The organism is Actinoplanes sp. DH11 (assembly GCF_020873875.1).
Taxonomy (GTDB): domain Bacteria; phylum Actinomycetota; class Actinomycetes; order Mycobacteriales; family Micromonosporaceae; genus Actinoplanes.
Map to the genome: position 1 here is coordinate 51,333 of NZ_JAHWGU010000035.1, position 25,064 is coordinate 76,396.

11 protein-coding genes are annotated in these 25,064 nt (G+C 72.8%); 8 read left to right on the plus strand and 3 right to left on the minus strand.

Annotated features, from left to right (window positions below; all coding sequences use genetic code 11):
- Positions 1-141 precede the first annotated feature (141 nt).
- The 4 genes from LPA41_RS35450 to LPA41_RS35465 are packed head-to-tail and all read left to right on the plus strand — an operon-like array spanning position 142 to position 16,092.
- Positions 142-4,203, plus strand: a complete 4,062-nt coding sequence (locus LPA41_RS35450; protein WP_229075624.1) for an ATP-binding protein — start codon at positions 142-144, stop codon at positions 4,201-4,203.
- Positions 4,200-8,129: an AAA family ATPase gene (locus LPA41_RS35455; RefSeq protein WP_229075625.1), complete on the plus strand. Its 3,930-nt coding sequence runs from the start codon at positions 4,200-4,202 to the stop codon at positions 8,127-8,129. Before LPA41_RS35450 ends, LPA41_RS35455 begins: the two co-directional genes overlap by 4 nt.
- On the plus strand, positions 8,126-12,106 hold the full coding sequence (locus LPA41_RS35460) for an ATP-binding protein (protein WP_229075626.1): 3,981 nt from the start codon (positions 8,126-8,128) through the stop codon (positions 12,104-12,106). Before LPA41_RS35455 ends, LPA41_RS35460 begins: the two co-directional genes overlap by 4 nt.
- Entirely contained in the window at positions 12,103-16,092 is a 3,990-nt protein-coding gene (locus tag LPA41_RS35465) for an ATP-binding protein (protein WP_229075627.1), read from the plus strand. Before LPA41_RS35460 ends, LPA41_RS35465 begins: the two co-directional genes overlap by 4 nt.
- Here LPA41_RS35465 and nadE read toward each other — a convergent pair.
- Positions 16,064-16,885, minus strand: coding sequence for an ammonia-dependent NAD(+) synthetase (gene nadE, locus LPA41_RS35470; RefSeq protein ID WP_229075628.1), 822 nt, complete (start codon positions 16,883-16,885; stop codon positions 16,064-16,066). The two genes, LPA41_RS35465 and nadE, sit on opposite strands and share 29 nt — an antisense overlap.
- A 62-nt stretch (positions 16,886-16,947) precedes the next feature.
- Between nadE and LPA41_RS35475 the strand changes: the two genes are divergently transcribed.
- Positions 16,948-17,886, plus strand: coding sequence for a LysR family transcriptional regulator (locus LPA41_RS35475; RefSeq protein ID WP_229075629.1), 939 nt, complete (start codon positions 16,948-16,950; stop codon positions 17,884-17,886).
- A gap of 34 nt (positions 17,887-17,920) precedes the next feature.
- Complete coding sequence (locus tag LPA41_RS35480; RefSeq protein ID WP_255691171.1) at positions 17,921-18,559, plus strand: DivIVA domain-containing protein; 639 nt, start codon at positions 17,921-17,923, stop codon at positions 18,557-18,559.
- Between the two features lie 15 nt (positions 18,560-18,574).
- On the opposite strand, the gene LPA41_RS35485 is transcribed toward LPA41_RS35480, so the two are convergent.
- Both LPA41_RS35485 and LPA41_RS35490 read right to left on the minus strand, forming a co-directional pair.
- Positions 18,575-20,158: an acyl-CoA synthetase gene (locus LPA41_RS35485; protein WP_229075631.1), complete on the minus strand. Its 1,584-nt coding sequence runs from the start codon at positions 20,156-20,158 to the stop codon at positions 18,575-18,577.
- A complete protein-coding gene (locus LPA41_RS35490) occupies positions 20,158-23,145 on the minus strand; it encodes a crotonase/enoyl-CoA hydratase family protein (RefSeq protein ID WP_229075632.1) in 2,988 nt (995 codons plus the stop codon). The genes LPA41_RS35485 and LPA41_RS35490 overlap by 1 nt, the downstream gene beginning before the upstream one ends.
- Positions 23,146-23,268: 123 nt before the next feature.
- On the opposite strand from LPA41_RS35490, the gene LPA41_RS35495 reads away from it, so the two are divergent.
- Positions 23,269-23,913 carry a TetR/AcrR family transcriptional regulator gene (locus LPA41_RS35495; RefSeq protein WP_229075633.1) on the plus strand — a complete coding sequence of 215 codons (645 nt, stop codon included), beginning with the start codon at positions 23,269-23,271 and terminating at the stop codon, positions 23,911-23,913.
- Complete coding sequence (locus LPA41_RS35500; protein WP_229075634.1) at positions 23,910-25,049, plus strand: acyl-CoA dehydrogenase family protein; 1,140 nt, start codon at positions 23,910-23,912, stop codon at positions 25,047-25,049. Before LPA41_RS35495 ends, LPA41_RS35500 begins: the two co-directional genes overlap by 4 nt.
- Positions 25,050-25,064 lie beyond the last annotated feature (15 nt).

Consider the following 25,064-nt stretch of genomic DNA (forward strand, 5'->3'; position numbering starts at 1 on the left):
TAGCTGCCATGATGTTGTGGAGTCACAACTAGCGCTTGTACCCCGTACACCTGCGGGTGGTGACCTGGCCGACCGGCCGGTGCACGATAGGCGCGAAAGGGTGACCCGGTGCGGCCCGGCGTTAGATCTATGGTGGACGCTGTGACCGCCGTCATCGACGAGCCCGCCGCCCGCCGGCTGCGGGTCATCGCCATCGGAATCGGTCACTTCGCCACGTCCGGTGACCCAGAGCTTCCAGATCCTTACCCCGCGTTGTCCTTCGCGTCGCCGCGGGCGGACGAGGTGGCCGAGGCGCTCATCCCGTACGGGTACCGCCGGCACATCCTGGCGGACACCTCCGCGGCCGACGGTGACCTGCTCGGCACCGCCGTCCGCGACGGCTGCCGTGGGCTCGGCCCCGATGACCTGCTGATCGTGCACGTGGTCGGCCACGGCTACCTCAACAAGGCCGGTGCGCTGTGCCTGCTCGGACCGGATGGTGCCGAGAGCGGGACCGACAACATCGACGCCCTGGTCCAGCGGATCGACAGCGACGAGCGGCTACCCCGTACCCTCTTCCTGCTCGACCTCTGCCATGCCGGCAGCCTGCCGCGCGCCGCCTGGCAGATCGTCTCGCTGGATGAGCGCCGCGCCTGGGTGATCGCCGCCTGCGAGGCGGACAAGAAGGCCTTCGCCGGGCGGTTCAGCCAGGCCGTCGCCACGGTGCTGCGCGACGTCGACATCGCGCCGGCCGTGCCGTACCTGCCGCTGCCCACCGTCGCTCGCGCGATCCGCCGCGCCCTCCTCGAACTCACCGCGCGCGAACCCGGCCTGCGGCAGTACGTCACGTCGAGCCTGGTCGACCTCGCTGACGACCCGCTGGACCTGCCGTTCTTCCCGAACCTGAGGATGGTCGACGCGCCGATCGTGCAGGCGCGCCCGCGGGTGGACAGCGGTGTCGAGCCGTTTGTGGCCGACGTGGACGAGGCGCTCGATGCCGGGCATTTCATGACGAGGGCTTCGGGGTACGGGGGTGCGGCTGCCGGGTGTTTCAGCGGTCGCGAGGATGAGTTGCGGACATTGTCGGACTGGTTCGACGGTGTTGATCAACGTCGGTTGCGGGTGGTGACCGGTGGTCCCGGGTCGGGCAAGAGTGCGCTGGTGGGTGTGCTGGTCTGTGCGGCGCATCCGAAGCTGAGCGCGGCGACCGAGCCGGTGTGGCGGCACGTGCAGCGGGTGCCGCGGGTCAACCCGGGCTTCGCGGCCGTGCACGCCCGCCACCGCACCGAAGCCGAGACGGCCGCGTCGCTTGTCGCGCAACTGGAGCTACCGGCCGACCGGCCCCTGCTGGACCGGTTGGCGCAGCACACCGGTGAGCCGCCGCTCGTGGCGATCGACGGCGTGGACGAGGCCGAACAGCCGACCGAGTTGATCACCGGCTTGTTGCTGCCGCTGGCGACGACCGACCGGGCCGACGGGCGGCCGCTGTGCCGGCTGCTTGTCGCGATGCGGCCGTGGGACGAGTTCGCGTCGCTGCTGGAGCCGGCACGCGCAGCCGGGGGTCTGGTCGACCTGGACGACGTGCCGGCGGAGCGGCTGGGCCGCGAACTGGACTTCTATGTGTCCCGCCTGCTCTACGCCTTCAATCCCTACGGCGAGCCGGAGTACGCGGCCGCCCGCGCGACGTTCGCTCAGGTCGTCGCGGTGACCCTGGCGCGGTCGGAGCCGCGTCCGCCGGGGGCGTTCCTGGTGGCCGGGATGTACGCGCATCATCTGGTCACCGCGTACCGGCCGATCGACGAGACCGCCAAGGTGTGGGAGATCGCCCGCCGGGTCCCGCGCACACTGGAGGACCTGCTCGAGCTCGACCTGGCGTCCCGCAGCGAGACCCGCTGGCTGCGACCCGTCCTGGCCGCGCTCGCGCACGCCCGTGGCGAGGGCATGCCGGCCGGTGTCGCCGCTGCGGCAGCCCGCGCGCTGGCCGCCGATCCCACCCTGTCCGGTCCTACCAGCGACGAGATCAACGAAGTGCTGAACTCGGCCGGCCGGTTCTACCTGCGACAGGCCACCGACGTGGACGGTACGTCTCTTTACCGGCTGTTCCACCAGGGCCTCGCCGACCATCTGCGGCGGCAGCCGATGGCCGTGGCCGATGGCGCCGAGGGTGTCGCCGGGCGGCTGTTCGCCGCGATGCTCGCGCACCTCGACCCCGGCGGCCGGGGATTGCGGCGGTGGGATCTTGCCGAACCGTACCTGTTGCGGCACGCGGCCGCGCACGCCGCCGAGGCCGGGGCGGCCGGGGTGCTCCTCGGGGACCCGGAGTTCCTGGTCCACGCAGACGCCGGGCAACTCGCCGGGCTGCGGCCCCTCGGTCTGGACGAATGCGGGCCGCCCGGGGAGCAACGGCGCCGCCTGCTCGCGATCGCCGCCTCGGTCGCCGGCCAGGACCACCTCGTGCCGCCGCTGTCCCGGCGGCCCGACGGCGACGGCCTGCCGTGGAGCCCGGCCTGGTCGGCGCGGGGAACCGGCCCGGCCGGCACGGAGCTGGCGGCAACCCGGATCGCGCTGGACTTCGACGGGCGGGCGGCTGTCGCGTACGCGGACGGCCGGGTCGAGGTGCGCTCCGCGGCGACAGGTGCGACGATGCGGACGATCACGCTGTCCGGGCCGACGGAGAGCCTGCTGATCGGTGCGATCGCGGACCGGCCGGTGGTCGTCGCCTGGACGGAACAGGCGGAACTCTGGGATGTGACGGACGACCGGGCCGCCGCGGACCCGGGAGCCCACCGCCTCGGTCGCCTGGCCACCGCCGATCTGCCCGCCGACGACCACCAGTGGCGCGAGCTCTACACCCGGTGGGGGGTGCGGTACGGGGAGACCCAATCCTGGCCGCGGCCCTCAGCCCCGGCCGTCGTGCACGGCCGGCTGGTCGAAGTCGCCTGCACCGCCGACGGTGTCGCTCTGACCGCCGATCCGGCGCCCGAAGGCATCGGCTGGGTCCTCTGTACCTCGGTCGGCGGGGTGCCGCACGCGGTCCGGTTCACCGACGAGGACCCGCGCGAGCTGTCGATCTGGAACCTGGAGACGAAGACCCGGGTCGCCGTGATCCGGCTGCCGGCGGACCGGCTCGGCCTGCTGGTCCATCCCGGCGGCGACCTGTTCGTCCGGATGGAGGGCGCCGCCACCTACCTGCGCGCCGTACCACCGCCCGTCGCGGCCGCTTCCCCGCGCGCCACACCGAAGCCCGCCGCCGCCCCACCACCGGAGGCGGCCCGGTCCGCGCCGAAGAGCATGGTCCAGAAACCGCTGCCGCTGCCACCGGACCCGACCAAGGAACGGATCCGGGCAGTGTTCGCCGACTTCGCCGCCGATCCTTCGGTACGGATGCACCTCGGCGACAAGCCCCTCCCCACCGGCAAAGTCAAGGCCGATTGGCGGTCGTTCCACCTCGGGCTGCTGCGCCTGCCGCCCGCGCTGAGCGAGCTGTGGCGGGCGCGCATGCTGGAGTGCGTCCCAGCGCGGTGGTGGACTGTCGACCAAAGCTGGACAAGGCTGCCATCACTGGGCAGCGGGCGCACTGTCCTTCTTCCCGCTTATGCGGACATGCCCGGTGTGGTGGCGGACAACGGGGTACGGCCCTCCCCGATGATCCTGCTGCCGCCGCTGGCGAAGTCTGAGGAGAACAGGTCCATGTTCGTGGACCGGCACCGACTGTCGGTCATCGCCGACCAGATGTTGTGGCTGGCGTCCGTGGACAGTGCGGCTCTGTTCGCCGACGTGGGTGGCCTGGTGCCGGCGAAAGGTTCGGCGGGCACGTTCGAGGCGATGCTGAGCAAGCGGGTCGCCGAGTACAACGACGTCATGCCGGCCGGTGCCGGTGACAGGCAGGTCGTGGGAGCTGTCCGGCTCGCCGAGGCGCTGCGCTCGATAGTGCACCACCCGGCGCCCGAACCGCGGAGCTGGTGGGCCAGGGCCCGGACGGTCGCCATGGACTTCGCTGCCGTGGCGGCCGACCGACACGCATCGAACCTGCAGGTGCGGACTCTGGCCGTCGGTGCCCTCTACCAGGATCTCCGGGCCCGGGACGAGACAAATCGGAAGCAGGACATCGCGATGCCCGGTGACGAGGGCAAGGTCCTCGACGTGCTGCGTCCGGCGGTGGTCGCGTCCGGCGGCGTGGTACATCGGTGGGGCCGGGTCATCTATGGCCGGGGTGACGCGTGAGCGGCGGGCGCGGGCGGCTGCGGGCGCTCACCATCGGCATCGAGCGGTTCGGTGCCGGGGAGGAAGGGGACCGGGCGCTGCCGTTCGCGGGGGCCCGGGCCGGGGAGGTGGCGGACGCGCTCGGCGCCTTCGGGTACGAGCCGCTCGACGCGGGCGTGGCCGCCGACGCCACCGGGAACGCTGTGGGTGAGCTGGTCGAGCGGGCGTACGCCGGGCTGGGGTCCGAGGATCTGCTGGTCGTGCATGTGGTCAGCCACGGTTACCTGGACGCCGGCGGGTTCCTCTGCGTCCTCGGACCGGACGGCGCCGAGACGGGCTTCAACACGGTGGACGGCCTGATGCGCCGGGTGGACAGCGATCCGGGCGTACCCCGTACTCTCTTCCTTCTCGATCTCTGCCATGCCGGGAGCGTGCCGCGCGCCGCCTGGCAGGTGCAGGCGCTGGCGCAGCGCCGCGCCTGGGTGATCGCGGCGTGTGAGGCGAACCGGCTCGCGTACGGCGGGCGTTTCAGCAGAGCCGTCGCCGGTGTGCTGCGGACGCTGAGTGCGGGTGGGCTGGACATCGGGCCGGCGACGCCGTTCATCCCGCTGCCCACCGTGGCCCGGGAGATCCGGCGTGCGTTGATCAGCCTGGCGACCAGCGAGAACGGGATGCCGCAGCAGGTCACGTCGAGCCTGGTGGACATGGCCGACGACCCGCTGGATCTGCCGTTCTTCCCGAATCCGGGGTTCGTGCGCGCGCCGATCGTGCAGGCGCGCCCGCGGGTGGACAGCGGGGTCGAGCCGTTTGTCGCCGATGTGGACGAGGCTTTGGATGCCGGGCATTTCATGACGAGGGCTTCGGGGTACGGGGGTGCGGCTGCCGGGTGTTTCAGTGGTCGCGAGGATGAGTTGCGGGCGTTGTCGGACTGGTTCGACGGCGCTGACCAGGGTCGGTTGCGGGTGGTGACCGGTGGTCCGGGATCGGGCAAGAGCGCGCTGGTGGGTGTGCTGGTCTGCGCGGCGCATCCGAAGCTGAGCACCGCCACCGAGCCGGTGTGGCGGCACGTGCAACGGGTGCCGCGGGTCAACGGGCGGTTCGCGGCGGTGCACGTGCGGCACCGGACCGTGGACGACGTGGTGGCGTCCCTGGTGGCCCAGCTGGAACTGGATACGTCGGCACCGCTGCCGGCGCAGCTGGCGCAGCACACCGGCGAGCCGCCGCTGGTGGTGATCGACGCACTGGACGAGGCCGAGAACCCGGCTGCCCTGGTGTCCCGCCTGTTGCTTCCGCTGGCCATCACCGACCGGGCGGACGGGCGGCCGGTGTGCCGGCTGCTGGTGGCGACGCGTCCGTGGGAGGAGTTCGCGGAGCTGCTCGGCAGGGCCGCCGTGATTGACCTCGATCAGGTGCCGGCGGAGCGGCTGGGCCGCGAACTCGATCTCTATGTGTCGCGGTTGCTCTATGCCTTCGATCCCTACGGCAAGATCGAGTACGCGGCCGTCCGGGCCACGTTCGCCCAGGGTGTCGCGGAGGCCTTGGCTCGCGCGGAGCCGCGTCCGCCGGGGGCGTTCCTGGTGGCCGGGATGTACGCGCATCACCTGGTGACCGCGTACCGGCCGATCGACGAGACCGCGAAGGTGTGGGAGATCGCCCGCCGGGTCCCGCGCACCCTGGAAGACCTGCTGGAACTGGACCTGGCGGCGCGGACCGGGACGCCGTGGCTGCGGCCGATCCTGGCGGCCCTGGCGCACGCCCGCGGTGCGGGCATGCCGGCGAGTCTGGCCGGTGCGGCGGCGCGAGCCTTCGCGCCGGGGACGGCCGGCCCGAGCGCCGCCGAGATCAGCGAGGTGGTCGACACGGCCGGCCGGTTCTACCTGCGGCAGGCCACCGACGTGGACGGAACCTCGCTCTACCGGCTGTTCCACCAGGGCCTCGCCGACCATCTGCGGCAGCAGCCCGGCCCGGGGGCACCGGCCGCCGCCGACGTGGCGGGTGCGGTGTTCCGGGCGATGCTCGGACGCCTCGACCCGGGCGGGTGGGGTGTGCGCCGGTGGGATCTGGCCGAACCGTACCTGCGGCGGCACGCGGTCCAGCACGCCCAGGATGCCGGCGTTGTGGGCGAGCTGCTCGGTGACACGGAGTTCCTGGTCGCGGTGGAGTGGGCGCAGCTGGATGAGGTCCGGAACGGCTGGCTCCGGCAGGTCGAGGACGCCGTACCGCCGGGGGAGGACCGCCGGACCCAGCTGGCGATCGCCGCGTCCATCGCGGGGGAGACCGGGCTGCGCGAGCGGCTGTCCCGGCGGCCGGACGGTCAGGGCCTGCCGTGGAGCCCGGCCTGGTCGGCGCAGCGCGGCGGCGTACCCGTCAGTGCCATGGCGCAGAGCAGCAGCGGTACCGCCGCGGTCGCCTACCGGGACGGCCGGGTCGACGTGTTGTCTCGGGCGACCGGCGAGGTTCTGCTGACGATCACGACCCCGTCGGAGGCCAGATACCTCCGGATCGGTGCGGTCGCCGGTCAGCGCGTGCTGATCACCGAGTTCGCGGGCTCGGCCGTTCTCTATGACGGGGTGAGCGGGCAGGAGCTGGCGTCGGCGCCCCGGCCGGCCGACAATCACGAGCGGCGGGAATTGCGCGGCCGATGGGGTGTGCGGCTCACCGAGCTGTTGGAGCGGGACGCAAACTCGGCACCGGCCGTTGTGCGCGGGGAACTGGTCGAGGTGTTCTGCACGCCAGCTGGGATCCACGTCGGCAGGGTAGGGCCGCCAGAATCGCGGGGCCGGGTGTGGTGCGTGACCGTCGACGGGGTGCCCCACGCGGTGCGCCTCAGCTTCGAGGCCGATCGCGTGGTCTCCGTCTGGAACCTGGAGAGCCGATCGGTGATCCGTACCGTCACCCTGCCGGAAGGCCGGCAGGGCATGCTGGCCTGCACCGACGGGGATCTGCTGATCCGGACCGAAGCCGCGGTCACCTGCCTGCGGGCCGCGCCGCCGCCCACGATCGAACCGGCCCGCCCGGCCCGGGTCGTACCCACACCAACGGCGTCACCGGCTGAGCGGCCGTTCCCGGCGGGCACCGGTGTCGATCAGGTGCTCGGCGACTTCGCCGGGGATGCCGTGATCCGGCGTCATCTGGGATCCGATCCGGTGCCCGGCCACACCCCCGCGCTGCGCTGGCGCGCCTTCCACCTCGGCCTGCTCCGGCTCCCGGCGGACCTGGCGACGGCTTGGCGACGGCGGATGGAGTACGAGTTCCCGGCCGGCTGGACGGTCCCCGGCGACGACTGGATCAGGCTGCCCGCGAAGGCGGCGACCGCCCAGGTGCTCATCCCGGCGTTCCACGGCGAGCCCGGTGTCGCAGCCGTCAACTACGCGCCCGCGGCGGCCGTGGTCATCGACGCGCTCGGCGACCGGCTGGCGAAGTACCCGAGGCTCGCCACCATCGGTACGCAGGTTCTCTGGCTCGCCGCCGTCGACCCCACCGCCCTGGTCGCGGACTTCGACGCGCTGGTGCCCGCCCCGGCCGGCCGGGAACTGATCCGGAGTCTGATCCACAACCGGCTGGCGGCTTTCCAGCAGTCCGTCGACACCCCCGGACGGACCACCGTCGAGCGGGCAGTAGAGCTCGCCGACGCGCTGCGTTCGGTGCTGCACCTACCGCCGGTCGCGGCGGACAGCTGGTGGGCCGGGGTGCTGGACGAGACCACCACCTTCGTCCGGCACATCGCCGCGACCGCGTCCGACCTGTGGGCCGACGATTTGGCCCGCGCGGCGTCCCACCAGGAGCTCGTCAAGGCAGGGGAGACCGTGCAGCAGTACGACATCGGGGTGCCCGTGGACGACCCGGCCGACGTGGGTGCGGTCCTGCACTGCCTGCGGCCGAGCCTGCGCGCCGGTGACGGCACGGTCCACCGGCCGGGCCGGGTCGTCTACGGGCGGGCGCGGTGACCGCGGGACGGCCCGCCCGGCTGCGGGTGCTGACGATCGGGATCGAGCGGTTCGGCCCGGGCGGCGGCACCCTGCTGCCGTTCGCGCCGCAGTGCGCCGACGACGTGGCGAAGGCGCTCGTCGGCTACGGGTACGCGCGAACCGGCTCGTCCGCCCCGAAAGCCACCGGCAACGGCGTCGAGGATCTGATCCGGGAGGCGTACCTGGCGCTCGACCCTGCCGACCTGCTGATCGTGCACGTGGTCAGCCACGGGTATCGGCTGCGCTCCGGCGCCCTGTGCATCCTGGGACCGGACGGGGAACGTACCGGCCTCAACAACGTCGACACCCTGGTCGAGTGGGTGGAGACGAATGATCATCTGCCCCGTACCCTCTTCCTTCTCGATCTCTGCCACGCCGGGAGCGTGCCGCGCGCCAGTTGGCAGGTGAGTGGCCGGACCAAACGGCGGGCCTGGGTGATCGCGGCCTGCGAGGCGAACGAGCTGGCGTACGGCGGACGGTTCAGCCGGGCCGTCGCCGCTGTGCTCCAGACCCTGCACGCCGGCGGCCTCGACATCGGGCCGGCCACGCCGTTCATCCCGCTGCCGACCGTCGCCCGGGAGATCCGGCGCGAACTCGTCAACCTGGCGGCCCGGGAGGGCGGCATGCCGCAGCAGGTCACCGCCAGCCTCGTCGACATCGCCGACGACCCGGTCGACCTGCCGTTCTTCCCGAATCCGGGGTTCGTGCGCGCGCCGATCGTGCAGGCGCGCCCGCGGGTGGACAGCGGGATCGAGCCGTTTGTCGCCGACGTGGACGAGGCCTTGGACGCCGGGCATTTCATGACGAGGGCTTCGGGGTACGGGGGTGCGGCGGCCGGGTGTTTCAGCGGTCGCGAGGACGAGTTGCGGACCCTGTCGGACTGGTTCGACGGCACCGACCACAGCCGGTTGCGGGTGGTGACCGGTGGCCCCGGGTCGGGCAAGAGCGCGCTTGTCGGTGTGCTGGTCTGCGCGGCGCACCCGGTGCTGAGCGCGGCGACGGAGCCGGTGTGGCGGCACGTGCAGCGGGTGCCGCGGGTCAACGGGCGGTTCGCGGCCGTCCACGCGCGCCACCGGACCACGGCCGACGTGATCGCGTCGGTGACCGCGCAGCTCGGCCTACCGGCGACGGAACCGCCTCGCGAGGCAGTGGCGACGGAACCGCCTCGCGCGGCGCCGGCGGCGGAACCGCCCCGGGCGGCGCCGGCGGCGGAACCGCTCGTCGCGGCGCTGGCGGCCGGCACCGGGGAGCCGCCGCTGGTGGTGATCGACGCGCTCGACGAGGCCGAGCACCCGGAGGTCCTGGTCACCGACCTGCTTCTCCCGCTGGCCACCACCGACCGGGCGGACGGCCGCCCGCTCTGCCGGCTGCTCGTCGCGACGCGTCCGTGGGACGAGTTCGGGGGGCTGCTAAGCAGGGCCGCCGTGATTGACCTCGATCAGGTGCCGGCGGAGCGGCTGGGCCGCGAACTCGATCTCTATGTGTCGCGGTTGCTCTATGCCTTCGATCCCTACGGCAAGATCGAGTACGCGGCCGTCCGGGCCACGTTCGCCCAGGGTGTCGCGGAGGCCTTGGCTCGCGCGGAGCCGCGTCCGCCGGGGGCGTTCCTGGTGGCCGGGATGTACGCGCATCACCTGGTGACCGCGTACCGGCCGATCGACGAGACCGCGAAGGTGTGGGAGATCGCCCGCCGGGTCCCGCGCACCCTGGAAGACCTGCTGGAACTGGACCTGGCGGCGCGGACCGGGACGCCGTGGCTGCGGCCGATCCTGGCGGCCCTGGCGCACGCCCGCGGTGCGGGCATGCCGGCGAGTCTGGCCGGTGCGGCGGCGCGAGCCTTCATGCCGGGGACGACCGGACCGAGCGCCGCGGAGGTCGGTGAGGTGCTGCACGCCGCCGGGCGCTTCTACCTGCGGCAGGCCACCGACGACGACGGGACCTCGCTCTACCGGCTCTTCCATCAGGGACTCACCGACCACCTGCGCGACCACCCCGGCCCCGGGGCCGTCAGTGCGGGGCAGGCACCGGGCGCTGTGTGGGGCGCGATCCTCGATCACCTGGACCCGGGCGGGTGGGGTGTGCGGCGGTGGGAGCTGGCCGAGCCCTACCTGCTGCGGCACGCGGTCGCGCACGCCGAGGAGGCCGGTGCGCTGGACGATTTGCTGGACGACGCCGGTTTCCTGGTCGAGGCGGACCCGGTGCAGCTGGCCGGTGCCGGCGTGGAGTGGCTGCGGGGCGTCGCGGAGGTGGGTGCGGCAGGCGACGACCGGCGCACCGACCTGGCGATCCGGGCCTCCCTCGCCGGTCGCACCGACCTGGCCGACCGGTTGTCACGGCGGCCGGACGGCAGCGGCGTGCCATGGAGTCCGGCCTGGACGGCAAGCCACCGGAGGCCGGACGGTGGGCTTGCCCAGGTGTCCTTCGCCGATGTCGGCGACGATGGCTTGATCGGGGTCGCCTACACCGACGGCCGGGTCGACCTGCTGTCCGTGCCGGCCGGCGAAGTGCGGGCGACGATCCAGGCCGGCGCCGCACCCACCTTTCTTCAGGTCGGCTTACTCGCCGGACACCGCGTCGTGATCACCGGCCGTGACAGGGTCGAACTGCGAAGTGTGGCCGACGGGCGCCTGCTGGCCACGGCACCCCGGCCCACCGACCGGGACGCCCGGCTGAGCCTGTGGGAGGAATGGGGCATCCAAGTTGCCGGGACGCCCGCCAAGAGGTACGCATCGGGCCGCGTCGTCGTCGACGGACGACTGGTCCACGTGGCGCCCACCCCGGACGGCATCCGATTCGCCGAGGAACCGGCACCCCCCGGCCAGGTAAACGTGCAGTGCGCGGTCGTCGCCGGCGTCCCGCACGCCGTGCGCTACTCCTTCGACGACACCCGTACCTTCTCGATCTGGAACCTGGAAGACATGTCTCTCGTCCGGACCATCACGTTCGCCGACGGACACCGCGGCGTCTTCTTGGACCATGGCGGCGACCTGCTGGTCCTGTTCCGGGACGCCGTTGTCTGCCTGCGCGCCGATCCTTCGGACCGCCTGGTGACGCCGCGCCCGGCCGGCGTGCGCCGGTCAGCACCCGCCTCCGCCGAGGAGGTGTTGCGGGATTTCGCCAATGACATCGACGTGCGGCGATGGATTGGACAGGAGCCGCTACCGGACCCGGACCCGGCCGCGCAGTGGGTGGCCTTCCACCGGGGCCTGCTGCGGGTGCCGGCCCGGCTTCGCGCCTCCTGGCTCGACCGGATGGAGCCCTTCATCCCGGCGGCCGGCCCGGCCGAGGGCTCCAACGTGTCCAGGGTGGCAGCCGCGGTGGATCAGCAACTGGTCCTGATTCCCGCCTTCCCGGGGGTGCGCGGTCTGGTGGTGGGCCGGGACCTTCCGCTCGACGAGATGGTGCGGACCGCCCTGGACGACTGCATCGAGGACACCTTGGGCATCGCCGTGATCGCGTCTCAGGTCCTGGCTCTCGCCGAGGATCCCCGTGCCCTCTACGCCGAGCGGTCCGGCCTGGTGAGCCTGTCGACGTCCGCGAAGCCGTTGCGGAGCCATCTGCTCTTCGCCCTGCATGGCCTGCGCCGGAGCCTGACCGCTGTCGGCAGGCTGGACGTCGCGGACCGCGCTGTCGAGGTGGCCGAGGTCCTCCGCTCGGTGGTGTACCGGCCCACGGTGGCGCCGGACAGCTGGTGGGCCAACGTCCAGGACAGCGCCACCGCGTTCGTCCGGGACGCCGCGCAGCGCCACGACAAGGAGTTCCAGGTCGTCGATGTCGAGGTGGGCTGGCCGTACGCGGAGCTCCTCGTCTCGAAAGTTCTCCTCAACGACATCGCCGTCACGACCGACGACCCCGCCGAGGAGGGCACGGTCCTGCACTGCCTTCGCCCTATCCTCAAGCAGGCCGACGGCAAGGTGTATCGCCCGGGCCGTGTCGTCCACGGGCGTGCCCGATGAGCGCGGCCGGGAAACCCCGGCTGCGGGCACTCACGATCGGGGTCGGCGAGTTCGGCGGCGCCCCGGAAGGGCCCGGCGACCGGGGACTGCCGTTCGCGCCGGTGCGGGCCGACGAGGTGGCCGGGGCGCTCGACGCGTACGGGTACGCCCGGCTCACCCTCGAACCCGGGACGGACCTGTCCGGTGACACGATCGCCGAGCTGATCCGGGGCGCCTGCGAGGGCCTGACCGCCGACGACCTGCTGATCGTGCACGTGGTCAGCCACGGCTACCTGAACGCCGGCGGCGCGCTGTGCATCCTCGGTCCGGACGGCGTGGAAGCCGGGTTCAACAACGTGGACGCGCTGCTCCAGCGGGTCGACAGCGATCCGCGGCTGCCGCGCACCCTGTTCCTGCTGGACCTCTGCGACGCCGGGACCGTGACCCGGGCGCCGTGGCAGCTGACCGCGCTGCGCAACCGCCGGGCCTGGGTGATCGCGGCGTGCGACGCCAACGCGCGCGCCTTCGCGGGCCGGTTCAGCCGGGCCGTCGCCGGGGTGCTGGAGATGTTGCGCACGGGGACGGTGGACATCGGGCCGGCCACGCCGTTCATCCCGCTGCGCACCCTGGCCCGTGAGGTGCGCCGGGCGGTGGCCGAGCTGGCGGCCCGGGAGAACGGGCTGCCGCAGGAGGTCACCGCCAGCCTGGTGGACCTCGCCGACGACGAGGTGGAGCTGCCGTTCTTCCGCAACCCACGCTTCTCGCCGGCGCCGATCGTGCAGGCGCGGCCGCAGGTGGACAGCGGCATCGAGCCGTTCCTGGCCGACGTCGACGAGGCCCTTGACGCACAACACTTCATGACCAGGGCCTCCGGGTACGGCGGAGCCGCCGCCGGGTGCTTCAGCGGCCGCGACGACGAGCTGCAGATCCTGTCCGACTGGTTCGACGGCTACGACCCGGCCCGCCTGCGGGTCGTCACCGGCGGGCCCGGCGCCGGGAAGTCCGCGCTGGTCGGTGTCCTGGTGTGCGCGGCACACCCGGTGCTCAGCCCGGCCACCCGGCCGGTGTGGCGGCACGTGCAGCGGGTACCGCGCGTCCACAAGCGGTTCGCGGCCGTGCACGCCCGGCACCGGACCACGGCCGACGTCATCGCGTCGGTGACCGCGCAGCTCGGATCGCCGGCGGACAAGCCACTGATGGAGGCGTTGGCGGCCGGCACCGGTGAGCCGCCACTGGTGGTGATCGACGCCTTGGACGAGGCCGAGCAGCCGTCGTCGCTGGTCACCGAGTTGCTGCTGCCGCTGGCGACGACCGACCGGGCGGACGGCCGGCCGCTGTGCCGGCTGCTTGTCGCGATGCGGCCGTGGGAGCAGTTCGCGGAGCTGCTGGGGGAGGCTCAGTCAGCCGGCAGCCTGATCGACCTTGACGATGTGCCGGTGGAGCGGCTGGCCCGGGAGCTGGACCTCTATGTGGCCCGGCTGCTCTACGCTTTCCCGCCCTACGGCAAGCTGGCGTACGCCGCGGTCCGCGCCACGTTCGCCCAGGGCGTCGCGGAGACCCTGGCCGAGGCGGTGCCACGTCCGCCCGGCGCGTTCCTGGTCGCCGGGATGTACGCCCACCACCTGGTCACCGCGTACAAGCCGGTCGAGGACAGCGGGAAAGCCTGGGAGATCGCCCGCAAGGTGCCGCGCACGCTCGAGGACCTGCTGGAACTGGACCTGGCGGAACGCGCCGGCATCCGCTGGCTGCGGCCCGTCCTGGCGGCGCTCGCGCACGCCCGCGGTGAGGGCATGCCGGCTTCCGTCGTCGGCGCGGTTGCCGGTGCGCTGGTCGCCGGCCCCACCCTGCCCGGGCCGACCCGCGACGAGATCAACGACGTGCTGACCTCGGCCGGCCGATTCTACCTGCGGCAGGCCACCGACGTGGACGGCACCTCGCTCTACCGGCTTTTCCACCAGGGCCTCGCCGACTACCTGCGGCTTCAGCCCGGCCCCGGCGTACCGGACGCGAAGAACACGCCGGCGCATGTCCTGCGGGCGATGCTCGGCCACGTGGACCCGGGCGGCTGGGGTGTGCGCCGCTGGGAGCTCGCCGAGCCCTATCTGCTGCGGCACGTGGTCGCGCATGCGCAGGAGGCCGGTGTGCTGGACGAGCTGCTGGAGGACGCCGAGTTCCTGGTGGCGGCGGATCCGGTGCAGCTGGCCGGGGCTGGCGTGGAGTGGCTGCGAGGTGTCGCCGAGGTGGGTGCGGCGGGCGACGACCGGCGTACCGACCTGGCGATCCTGGCCTCCGTGGCCGGTCGCGCCGATCTGGCCGACCGGTTGTCGCGGCGGCCGGACGGCAGCGGCGTGCCGTGGAGTCCGACGTGGTCGGCGCGCCGTTGCGACGCGGACGGCAACGTCCTGCCGGTGTGTTTCGTGGATCTGGGTGAGGACGGCGCGGTCGGAGTCGCCTACGTCGGCGGGGAGGTCGAAGTGCGCTCCGTGGCGAGCGGCGAGACGCATACGACTGTCTCGACCGGGGTCACGCCCTACCACATCGGGCTGGGCGTTCTCGCCGGCCGCCGCGTAGTGATAACCGGCCACGACGAGGCTGTGCTGTGGGATGCGGGCGACGGGTGCCGGCTCGCCTCGGCTCCAGTGCGCGCCTCCGACCACGAGTTGGGGCGTCTTTCAGCCGGATGGGGTGTCCGGCTGTCCAGGACGTTTGCGCCGAGGAACCGGTCGGCCCGTGCGGTCGTCCACGGGCGGCTGGTCGAGGTGGCACCCACCCCGGACGGCATCCGATTCGTTGACGAACCGCTGCGGGACGGCCCCGACCATGTGCAGTGCGCGACCGTCGAGGGAATTTCCTACGCCGTGCGGTACTCCTTCGACCGCAGTAGCACAGTGACGATCTGGAATCTGGAGACCGGGGCGCTGGTCAAGACACTCAGGTTCCCGGCGGGCTTTCTCGCGGTCTTCTTCAGTCCTGAGGGGAATCTGGTGGTGATGTTGCCCAGGGCGGTTGTCTGCCTGCGCGCCGAACCACCGTCCGTCCGGGTCCGCACGCGCACCGGGCCACCACAACGGGAGGCGCGCCCGGTCCCGGCGGTGGTCGACGCCACGAATGACATCGATGACACGATCGACGTGATTTTCGAGCAGTTCGCCACCGACGACACGGTGAAGCGGTTTCTCGGCCCGGATCCGCTGCCCGTTGAGACTCCGGCGGGGCAGTGGCGATCCCTTCACCTGGGGCTGCTCCGCCTCCCTGCCGAGGAGGCCGCGACCTGGCGGACGCTGTTGCACGAGTGTTACCCGCCGGAATGGAACGTGCCCGACGGGACCTGGCGCCGGGTGCCTGCGGCGGAGAGCGAACCGGTGATTCTGCTCCCCGCCTTCCACGGCATTCCCGGCGTGGTGGCCGGTCAGGACGCGCCACTGGACGCGACGGTGGAGGAGGCGCTCGGCCCGTGCGTGCTGGACGAGCTCGGCGTCGCCATCTCCGCCTCGAAGCTGTTGTGGCTGGTGGCCGAGGACAACCGGGTGCGCTATGTCCGCGACAACGTGCCAGTCCTCGTGTCCGGCATCCGGGAGGACGTGGTGGACGCGGTGCGCACCGCCCTGAGCGCTTATGCCGCCGGCGATGCCGATCGGGGCATCAAGCGGCTCGTTGCCGCTGCCGACCTGGCCGAAGTGCTGCTCGCTCTCCTGCACCGCCCGGTGGCAGCGCCGGACAGCTGGTGGGGCCGGGTGCGAACCGACGTGATGGCCTTCGTCCGGGACGTCGGCGTGCGCCACGAGCCGAACTTCGTCGTCGATGACATGCCGTTCTCCACCCTCTACCGGCAGCTGAACCACGGTGAGACCGCTCACGACGTCGGCGTCACACCCGTGCACCCCGACGAAGCCGGCCGGATTCTGGCGCGTCTCCGGCCGGGGCTGCGCAAAGGCGGCCAGGCATACCGCCGGGGCCGGGTCCTCTACGCCCTCGGGGTCAGCGCCACCAGTCGTCCTGCGGGGTGACCGGCACCGTGCGCTTGTGGCGCGTCCCCAGGAACAACCCCTCCACGCGCTCCGCCACCTGCGGCTTGACGTCCCTGCCCTCGAGGTAGTCGTCGATCTCGGCGTACGTGACGCCCAGCGCCACCTCGTCCGGCAGCGCCGGCCGGTCGTCCTCCAGGTCGGCGGTCGGCACCTTCTGCCAGCAGCTCTCCGGGGCGCCCAGTTCGCGCAGCAGGGCCGCGCCCTGCCGCTTGGTGAGGCCGGTCAGCGGGGTGATGTCGACGCCGCCGTCACCGTACTTGGTGAAGAAACCGGTCACCGCCTCCGCCGCGTGGTCGGTGCCGATCACGAGCATGTTCAGCTGGCCGGCGATCGCGTACTGCAGGACCATCCGTTCCCGGGCCTTGATGTTGCCGCGGACGAAGTCCCGCAGCTCGCTGCCGAGCCCGGTGGCGGCCTCCGCCGACACCGCGTCCGAGCTCGGTTTCACGTTCACCGCGATGGACCGGTCCGGTTCGATGAAACCGAGGGCGACCTGGGCGTCCAGCTCGTCGGCCTGCACGCCGTAGGGGAGCCGCACCGCCACGAACGTGGCGTCGTGGCCCTCGTCCCGCAGCGACGCGCACGCCAGTTGCGCCAGTTTGCCGGCGAGGGTGCTGTCCTGCCCGCCGCTGATGCCCAGCACGTACCCGGTGGCCGGGGTGGATCGCAGGTAGTCCTTCAGGAAGTCGACCCGGGACCGGATCTCGTCCGCCGGGGAAATTGTCGCCTTGACGCCGAGCTCGGCGATGATCTGCTCACGGAGGTTCGCCACGTCGGTACTCTAAGCGAACCTGTGCGGCCGCGCCGGACGAGCCGCCCGTACCCTCCGATGTTGTGACCTTGAGCCCCCGCATGCCGGACCTCTCCGCGCTGGAGGTCCTGGTCGCGGTGGCCCGGACCGGCAGCCTCAGCGCCGCCGCCCGTGATCTTGGACTCACCCAGCAGGCGGTGTCGGCGCGGCTTGCCGCGCTCGAGGCCCGCACCGGCGTACGCCTCGCGACCCGCACCCCGCGCGGTGCCCGGCTCACCGCGCAGGGCGGGGTCGTCGTCCAGTGGGCGGACCGGCTGCTGCAGACCGCCGCCGAGGTGGACGCCGGCCTGGCGGCGCTGCGGGAGGACAGCCGCAGCACGTTGCGGGTCAGCGCCAGCCTCACCGTGGCCGAGCACCTGCTGCCGGGCTGGCTGGTCGGTCTGCGGGCGGACGCGGAACGGCGCGGCGACACCCCGATCCGGGTGGTGCTGACCGCCACCAACAGCGACCACGTCATCGAGCAGGTGCGTGCCGGGCAGGCCGATCTGGGGTTCGTCGAGGGGCCGCGGCAGCCGCGGGGGCTGCGCAGCCGGGTCGTCGGGCACGACGAACTGGTGCTGGTGGCGCCGCCCGGGCATCCGTGGGCGGCCCGGCGGGCGCCGGTCACCCCGGCGGAACTGGCGGCCACCGCCATGGTCACCCGGGAGCCGGGCTCGGGGACCCGCGACTATCTCACGGCCGCGCTGGCGGCGGCTCTGGGCGAGGGCGTACGGCAGGAGCCTCCCGTCCTGGAGCTGTCCACCGCCGCGGCGGTGCGGGCCGCGGTCCTCGCCGGGGCGGCGCCGGCCGTGGTGAGCCGCCTCGCCGTCGCGGACGATCTTCGTGCGGGGCGGCTGAGACCCGTACCCCTGGAGGGTCTTCGTCTGGACCGTGACCTGCGCGCCGTCTGGACCGGGCCCCGGGTTCCACCGGCCGGTGCTCTGCGCGCACTGCTCGGCCACATCGGTGCGGCGAGCGCGTAGGCTGGAGCGCGCGCCCCACGCGAAGAGGATCAGGATGCCACTCACCCCAGCCGACATTCAGAACATGGCCTTCAAAGCGCCGCCGGCCGGCCGGCGCGGGTATGGCGAGGAAGAGGTCGACGCCTTCCTGGACGAGGTGGAACAGGAACTGTCCCGCCTCATCGAGGAGAACAGCACGCTGCGCGTGCGGGTCACCCGTCCGGAGGACGAGGTCAACGCCCTGCGGATGATGCTGCAGCAGCTGAGCGCCGACCGTGACCGCGCCGAGCAGCAGGCCCGCGACCTGCAGGCCGAGCTGGAGCGGGCCCGCGGTGCCACCGCCGCGGGCGCCCTCGCCGGCGGCGGGGACGAGCGCAACGTCCGGGTGCTGATGATGGCGCAGCGCACCGCCGACGACCACCTGCGCGAGGCGCGCGGCGAGGCCGACGGCCTGGTCGCCGACGCGCAGGCCAGGAGTGACGCGATGGTCGCCGACGCGCAGATCGCTGCCGAGCAGATCGAGGCGGCCGCGAAACGCGACCACGACGGCGCCCTCAGCCGGATCGTGGTGGAGCGGGCCGCCCTTCTCGAACAGATCGAGCAACTCGGGCAGCTGGCCACCACCTACCTGACGGCGCTGCGGGACCATGTCGGCCGGCAGCTGCGGGACGCGGAACAACCCGTCTACGACTGACGCCCGCCGGCCGGGTCAGTCGGCAGGCAGGTCGCGGCGCAGCAGTTTGCCGGTCGGGTTGCGCGGAAGTTCGGGCAGGAACACCACGTCGCGGGGCACCTTGTAGCGGGCCAGCGAGCCCTTCACGTACTCCTTGATCTCGGCGGCGTCCAGGGTCGCCCCGTCGGCGGGGACGACGAAGGCGCGCAGCCGGGCCCCGAAGTCCGCGTCCGGTACGCCGATGACGGCGGCCTCGAGAATGTCCTCGCGGGCCGCGAGCAGGTTCTCCACCTCGACCGGGTAGACGTTCTCGCCGCCGGAGATGACCATGTCGTCGTCGCGGCCGTCGATGAACAGCAGACCCTCGGCGTCGAAGTGGCCCTGGTCGCCGGTGGACATGTAGCCGTCGATGATCTGCTTCTGCTGGCCGTCGGTGTACCCCTCGAAGGGGATGCCGGTCCGCACGAACACCCGCCCGACGGTGTCCGGCGCCGTGATCCGCTTGCCGGCGGCGTCGAAGAGCGCCACGTGTACGGTGACCGGCGGCTTCCCGACGGTGCCCGGCGCGCGACGGGCCTCGGCGGGCTGCGCGACAGTGGCCACGGCGACCTCGGTGGAGCCGTAGACGTTGTAGACCACCTCGCCGAACTGCTCGTGGAACCGTTTCGTCAGGTCGGGCGCGAGGGCGGAACCGGCGACGAAGACGCTGCGCAGCGACGACGTGTCGTACTTGCCGATCACGTCGGGCCCGAGGGCCAGGATCCGGGTCAGCATCGTCGGCACGGCGACGAGCATCTGCGCGCGGTGCTCGGCGATCGCCCGCAGGATCGCTTCGGCGTCGAAGCGGCGCAGCAGGATCGCGTGGTTCGCCAGGGACAGGCCGACCGTCCACGACCCGAACCCGGTGCTGTGGAACAGCGGCGACGCGAACACCGCGGCACCCTGGCGGGGGAACGGGATCCGGTCCGCGATCAGGGCGCTGGCCAGCGGCGACACCTTGGTACGCGGGGCGCCTTTGGGAAGTCCGGTGGTGCCGCTGGTCAGGATGATGAACCCGCCGGGCCGGTCGGGCAGCGGCAGCGGCGTGCGGGGCCGGCCGGCGCCGAGCTCCTCGATCGTGGTGGTGCCCGGCACCGAACCCCAGGTCAGGTACCGGGGGATGTCGACGGCCGAGGCCAGGTCGGCGAACTCGTCGTCGTGCAGCAGGACGCGTACCTTCTCCCGCGCCACCACCTCGGCGAGCTGCTGTTTCGCCAGGCCCGTGTTCATCAGCGCGAGCCGCAGCGTGGCCCGCGCGGTGGCGCTGATGGCCAGGATCAGGCCCCGGTGGTCGCGGGCGAGGACGCCCACGACGGACCGGTCCGGCAGGCCGAAACTCTTCAGGGCGTGCGCGAGGGCGTTGGACTGCGCGTCGAGTTCGCGGTAGGTCAGGGTGCCGTGTTCGTCGGTGAGCGCGGGGGCGTCCGGGTGTTCGGCGGCCGCCTTCATGATCAGAGCGGCTTGCGGGCCCAGCCGGCCGTTGTTCGCGGCCATCCGGAGCAGCCGGTCCGGGCGCGCGAGGTTGACGATGCCGATCTGGTGCATCCGCAGGACGGCGTGCAGGTGCTCGAGCGTACTCATCAGAAGCCCTTCCATCGGGGGGCTCGGCCCTCGGCAAAGGCGCGGATGCCTTCGGTGGCGTCCGCGGAGCCGATCACCTCGCCGGCTATGTCGTTGAGACGGTCGAAGGCCTCCGCGGTGCTCCAGTCGCGGTGCTCGTCGACGATGCGCTTGGATGCGAGAACGGACAGCGGTGCGTTGGCGGCGATCTCCTGGGCCAGCTCGATCGCGGTCTCCAGAGCCTTACCGGGCGAGACCACCCGGTTGACCAGGCCTAATTCGTGCAACCGGCGGGCCGGCATCGGCGCTCCGGTGAGCGCCAGCTCCAGGGCGGTGCTGCGGGGCAGGCTCCGGGCGAGACGGAGTACGCCGCCGGCCGCCGCGACAAGTCCACGCCGGACCTCGGGGATGCCGAACTGGGCGTCCTCGGCGGCGACGATCAGATCCGCCGCGAGTGCGAGCTCACAGCCCCCGGCGAGCGCGGCACCCTCGACCGCGGCGATCAGTGGCTTCGCCGGCGGGCGCGCGGTGATGCCGAGCAGGCCCCGCCCCTCGGTGATCGGGTACTCGCCGCGGGCGGCGGCCTTCAGGTCCATCCCGGAACAGAACACGGTGTCGCTGCCGGTCAGCACGGCGACGCGCGCGTCCGGGTCGGCCTCGAACGCGTCGACGGCCCGTTCCAGCGCCTTGGCACAGGCCAGATCGACGGCATTGCGTACGGCCGGCCGGTTGAGCCGGATCACGGTGACCGCGCCGTGCCACTCGAGGAGGACCGGCGGTTCCGGCGGCGGCGGCAGCGGCGCGGGCGTGGTGCCGGTGACGGTGACGCCGCCGCCGGTGAAGAGCAGCCGCCAGCCGAGCGGATCCTCGTTCAGGAGCCGGTCGATCAGTCCGGCGTCGGTGGACCGGTGAACCACGCGCGAACCGGGTTCGGTCAGGGCGGTGATGATCGCTGCGGTTGGCTGACCGTCCCGGTCGTAGACGACCGTGCAGGCCTCCAGCACGGCCGTCACCTCCGGCGCGGGAGCGGGGGCGGGCGGCGACGACGAAGGTGGAGTCGAACCTGCGGGCTCCGGCCAGGAGAGGGCTCGCCGGGCCGGTGGGCGGGGCAGGCGCGGGTCGGCGTCGATGTCGGCGTATCGGGTGGTGGGTGGGCGGGCGGAGAGGATGGCGGCGGCGTGCTTTGTCGCGTACCAGCCGAGGGCGGTGGACAGGCCGACGGCGGACGGGTCGGAACGGAGCAGGGGCACCAGGGTCGCGACCGCGTGGCCGGAGTAGTTGTTGCCCGGGCCGCCGGCGAAGGTCAGGCCGCCGGTGACGGTCAGGGGGCGGTCCAGGGCGAGGCCCAGTTCGGCGGCGGCGATCTCCACCGCCGACGGGAAGCACGAGTAGAGGTCCACGTGGTCGATGTCGTCGATGGTGAGGCCGGTGTGGGCGAGTACCGCCTGCCCGATCGCGGCGACGGCCGGTGAGGATGCCAGGTCGGCGCGTTCGCTCACGAACCATTCGTCGGTGGCGTGGGCGCCGGCGTGGGGGAACACCCAGCGGTCCTGCGGTACGCCGGCCTCCCGCGCCGCGGCGGCGCTGCACACGATCACGCCGGAGGCCTGGTTGACCTGCAGGTTCGCGGTAAGCAGTTTCGGGTAGGGCGCGGCGATCGGGCGGTTCTCGGCGGTGGGTGTGGAGAGTTCGGCGGCGGTGCGGCGCTGCGGCAGCCAGGCGTACGGGTTGCCGGCGGCCACGTCGGAGAACCGCGCCCAAAGAGTGGTGATGCGTTCCCGGTGCGCCGCGGGGGAGAGGCCGGACCGGCGGCGGACGGCGGATTCCAGCAGCGCGTAGACGTAGATCGGCGCGACCAGGCCGGCGGCGGTCTCCGGTCCGTTGTGGGGTTCGGCGTCGCGGCCGACGACCCGGCTCGGTGCGGTGCCGTCGGGCTGGGTGGGCCAGCCCAGGGGGTGACCGGCCTTCTCGGCGGCGGCCGCGGTGGCGGCGGCCTCCGCTCCGGCCACCAGGACCACTGCGGCGTGACCGTTGCTGATCGCTGCGGCCGCGTCGTTGATCAGCCGGAGGCCGCCGTCGCCGCCGAAGGTGCTGCTGCGGACCGTCTCGGCCGGGGTGGCGCCGACGGCGGCGGCGATCAGGGCGGCGCCGTCCGGGTACTGCCAGGACACGCTCGGCACCCAGGCCACCGCATCGGCCTGGGCGAGCAACCCGGCGGCGCCACTGTCCTGCTCGGCCATCCGCAGGGCGCGCACGGCGAGCGAGGCCGGGTCGGCGCCGAGCGGATCGGTGGACCGCTCGGACACCTGCCCGACCCCGACGATCACCGGCGTCCACGGGTCGATCTCCTGCCCGGTGCGGTCGTGCCGGACCGGCGCGGACCGGGCCAGACGCTCCCGAGGCGGCGGGTCGGCGGCGGACGACTTCTTCGGGGGTACGGGGCCCGCCGGTGACCGGGAAGGATCACTGACGAGCGCGCTCAGACGGGCCAGGGACGTGGTCATCGCGTCGGCCAGGTTGCGCGCCACCATCGGACCGAGCGGTCCGTCGGCGGACCCGCCCTGCACGCCGCCGTCGATGCGGACCACGGTGCCGTCGGCAGCCGGGGCCAGGGAGAGGTAGAGCGCCACGACGATGCCCATCGGCCCGGTGCCGTCGAGCCAGACGGTGCGCTCCGCCCGTACACCCGATGCCGTCCAGCGCACCTCCGCGGGCATCCCCATCAGCGTGATGCGCTGCGCGAAGCGCACGCCGTCGGCCATCGTGGCCGGCGGCTCGGTCACCCAGCCGGTGTGCAGGACCAACCAGTCCGCCATCCGCGCCGGGTCTGTGAGCAGCGGGAACACCCGGTCCGGGGGCGCGGGGACGGTGATCTGCGCGGCGTACGGGTACGTCAGCTGCCGCGGCGGCGGCGTCAGCCCGGCGGCCCCTGCGGGCGGCGCGGCACGGCGGGTCAGGGCGGCCGTGGCGAGCGCGCGAAGCATGGACAGGTGCCGGCGAACGGGCATCGACATCTCCCTAACAGTCTGGCGTGACGGTAAGGGAGTGACGGGGGTCACGGCAAGGCCCGCGATCATGCGGGCGAAATCCGGTGTGGACCGAACTAACCGTCAAGTCGTACGGTTAGCGCCGTGACATTGGAACACTCGGGCCGGCGCACCCAGGCCCAGCGCAGCGAGGCGACCCGATCGAAGATCCTGGACGCGACAGTGCAGTGCCTGGTCGAGCGGGGCTACGCCGAGACCACCACGGCCGAGGTGCTGGCCCGTGCCGACGTGCCCCGCGGCACCCTGCTGCACCACTTCCCGACCAAGGTTGACCTGCTCGTCGCGGCGGTGCAGCACGTGGCGCGCCGCCGCCTCGACGGGGTCGCCGCCGAGGTCGCCGCCACGCCGGCCGGCGCCGAGCCCCTCGACGCGTTCATCGACGTCGTCTGGCGGCACTTCTCCTCGCCGCTGTTCTGGGCCGCCCTCGAACTGTGGAACGCCGCCCGCACCGACGCCGCGCTGCGTGCCGCCCTGGTGGCCGTCGAGAAGGAGATCTTCGGGACGCTGCGGGAGCACGCCCGCGACCTGATCGACGACGACCCACGCGTCGACACCGTCGTGCACTTCACGTTCGAGGTGCTCACCGGCCTCGCCATGACCGGCATCGTCAGCGGCGACCTGGCGAGCCGGGAACTGCTGATCCGCCGCTGGAAACGGGCCGCCGCGGTCCTGCTGGGCCGCCGCGACCCGGACACCCTGGTCGAGAACCATCGAAGGAGCCGAGCATGATCGAAACTCCGGAGCGCGCCGCGCTGGCAGCCACGATGCGGCAGTTCACCGCCCGCGAGGTGCTGCCGAACCTGCCCGCGTGGGAGCGCGCCGGCGAGATCCCCCGGGAGACGCACCGGCGGATCGCCAAGGCCGGGCTGTACGCGATCGGCTTCGGCGAGGAGATCGGCGGCGAAGGCGGCGACACCGTCGACATGGTGCTCGCCACCGAGGCGTTCCTCGAGGCGGGCGGCTCCTCCGGCGCACACGCCGCGCTGTTCACCCACGGCATCGCGCTGCCGCACATCATCGCCAGTGGCGACCAGGCACTTATCGACCGGTTCGTCCGGCCCGCCCTGGCCGGCGAGCTGGTCTGCGCGCTCGGCATCACCGAGCCCGACGCCGGCTCCGACGTGGCCCACCTGCGCACCACCGCGGTCCGGGACGGCGACGACTACGTGGTCGACGGGGCGAAGATGTTCATCACCTCGGGCGTCCGGGCGGACTTCGTCACCACCGCCGTGCGGACCGGCGGGCCAGGCGCCGCCGGCATCAGCCTGCTCGTGATCGAGAAGGACACGCCCGGGTTCACCGTCTCCCGCAAACTCGACAAGATGGGCTGGCTCTGCTCGGACACCGCGGAGCTCTCGTTCACCGGCTGCCGGGTGCCGGCGCGCAACCTGATCGGCCCGGAGAACGCCGGATTCGCGCTGATCGGGCAGGTGTTCGTCCCGGAACGCATCATCGCGGCCGTGCACGCGTACTCGGTCGCGCAGCGCTGTCTTGATCTGACCCTGTCGTATGTGCGTCAGCGCGCGACGTTCGGCAAGCCGGTCGTGTCCCGCCAGGTGGTCCAGCACAAACTCGTCCAGATGCGCCAGCGCATCGAGCTGGCCCGCACCTACACCCGGGAGGTCGCCCGCCGGCACGCCGCCGGTGAGTTCGTCGCCGGCGAGGTCTGCCTGGCCAAGAACGCCGCCGTGGACGCCTGCAAGTACGTGGTGGACGAGGCGGTGCAACTGCACGGCGGGATGGGCTACATGCGGGAGAGCGAAGTGGAGCGGCACTACCGCGACTCCCGGATCCTGGGCATCGGCGGCGGCGCCACGGAGGTGATGACGGACCTCGCGGCGAAGATTTTCGGGTACGGTCGTTGATCGATGACTGTGGAG

Excerpts from the sequence above, each read along its gene's own strand:
- LPA41_RS35465 (WP_229075627.1), top strand. The coding sequence starts at position 12,103 with ATGAGCGCGGCCGGGAAACCCCGGCTGCGGGCACTCACGATCGGGGTC.
- LPA41_RS35480 (WP_255691171.1), top strand. The coding sequence starts at position 17,921 with ATGCCACTCACCCCAGCCGACATTCAGAACATGGCCTTCAAAGCGCCG.
- LPA41_RS35485 (WP_229075631.1), bottom strand. The coding sequence starts at position 20,158 with ATGAGTACGCTCGAGCACCTGCACGCCGTCCTGCGGATGCACCAGATC.
- LPA41_RS35490 (WP_229075632.1), bottom strand. The coding sequence starts at position 23,145 with ATGCCCGTTCGCCGGCACCTGTCCATGCTTCGCGCGCTCGCCACGGCC.
- LPA41_RS35500 (WP_229075634.1), top strand. The coding sequence starts at position 23,910 with ATGATCGAAACTCCGGAGCGCGCCGCGCTGGCAGCCACGATGCGGCAG.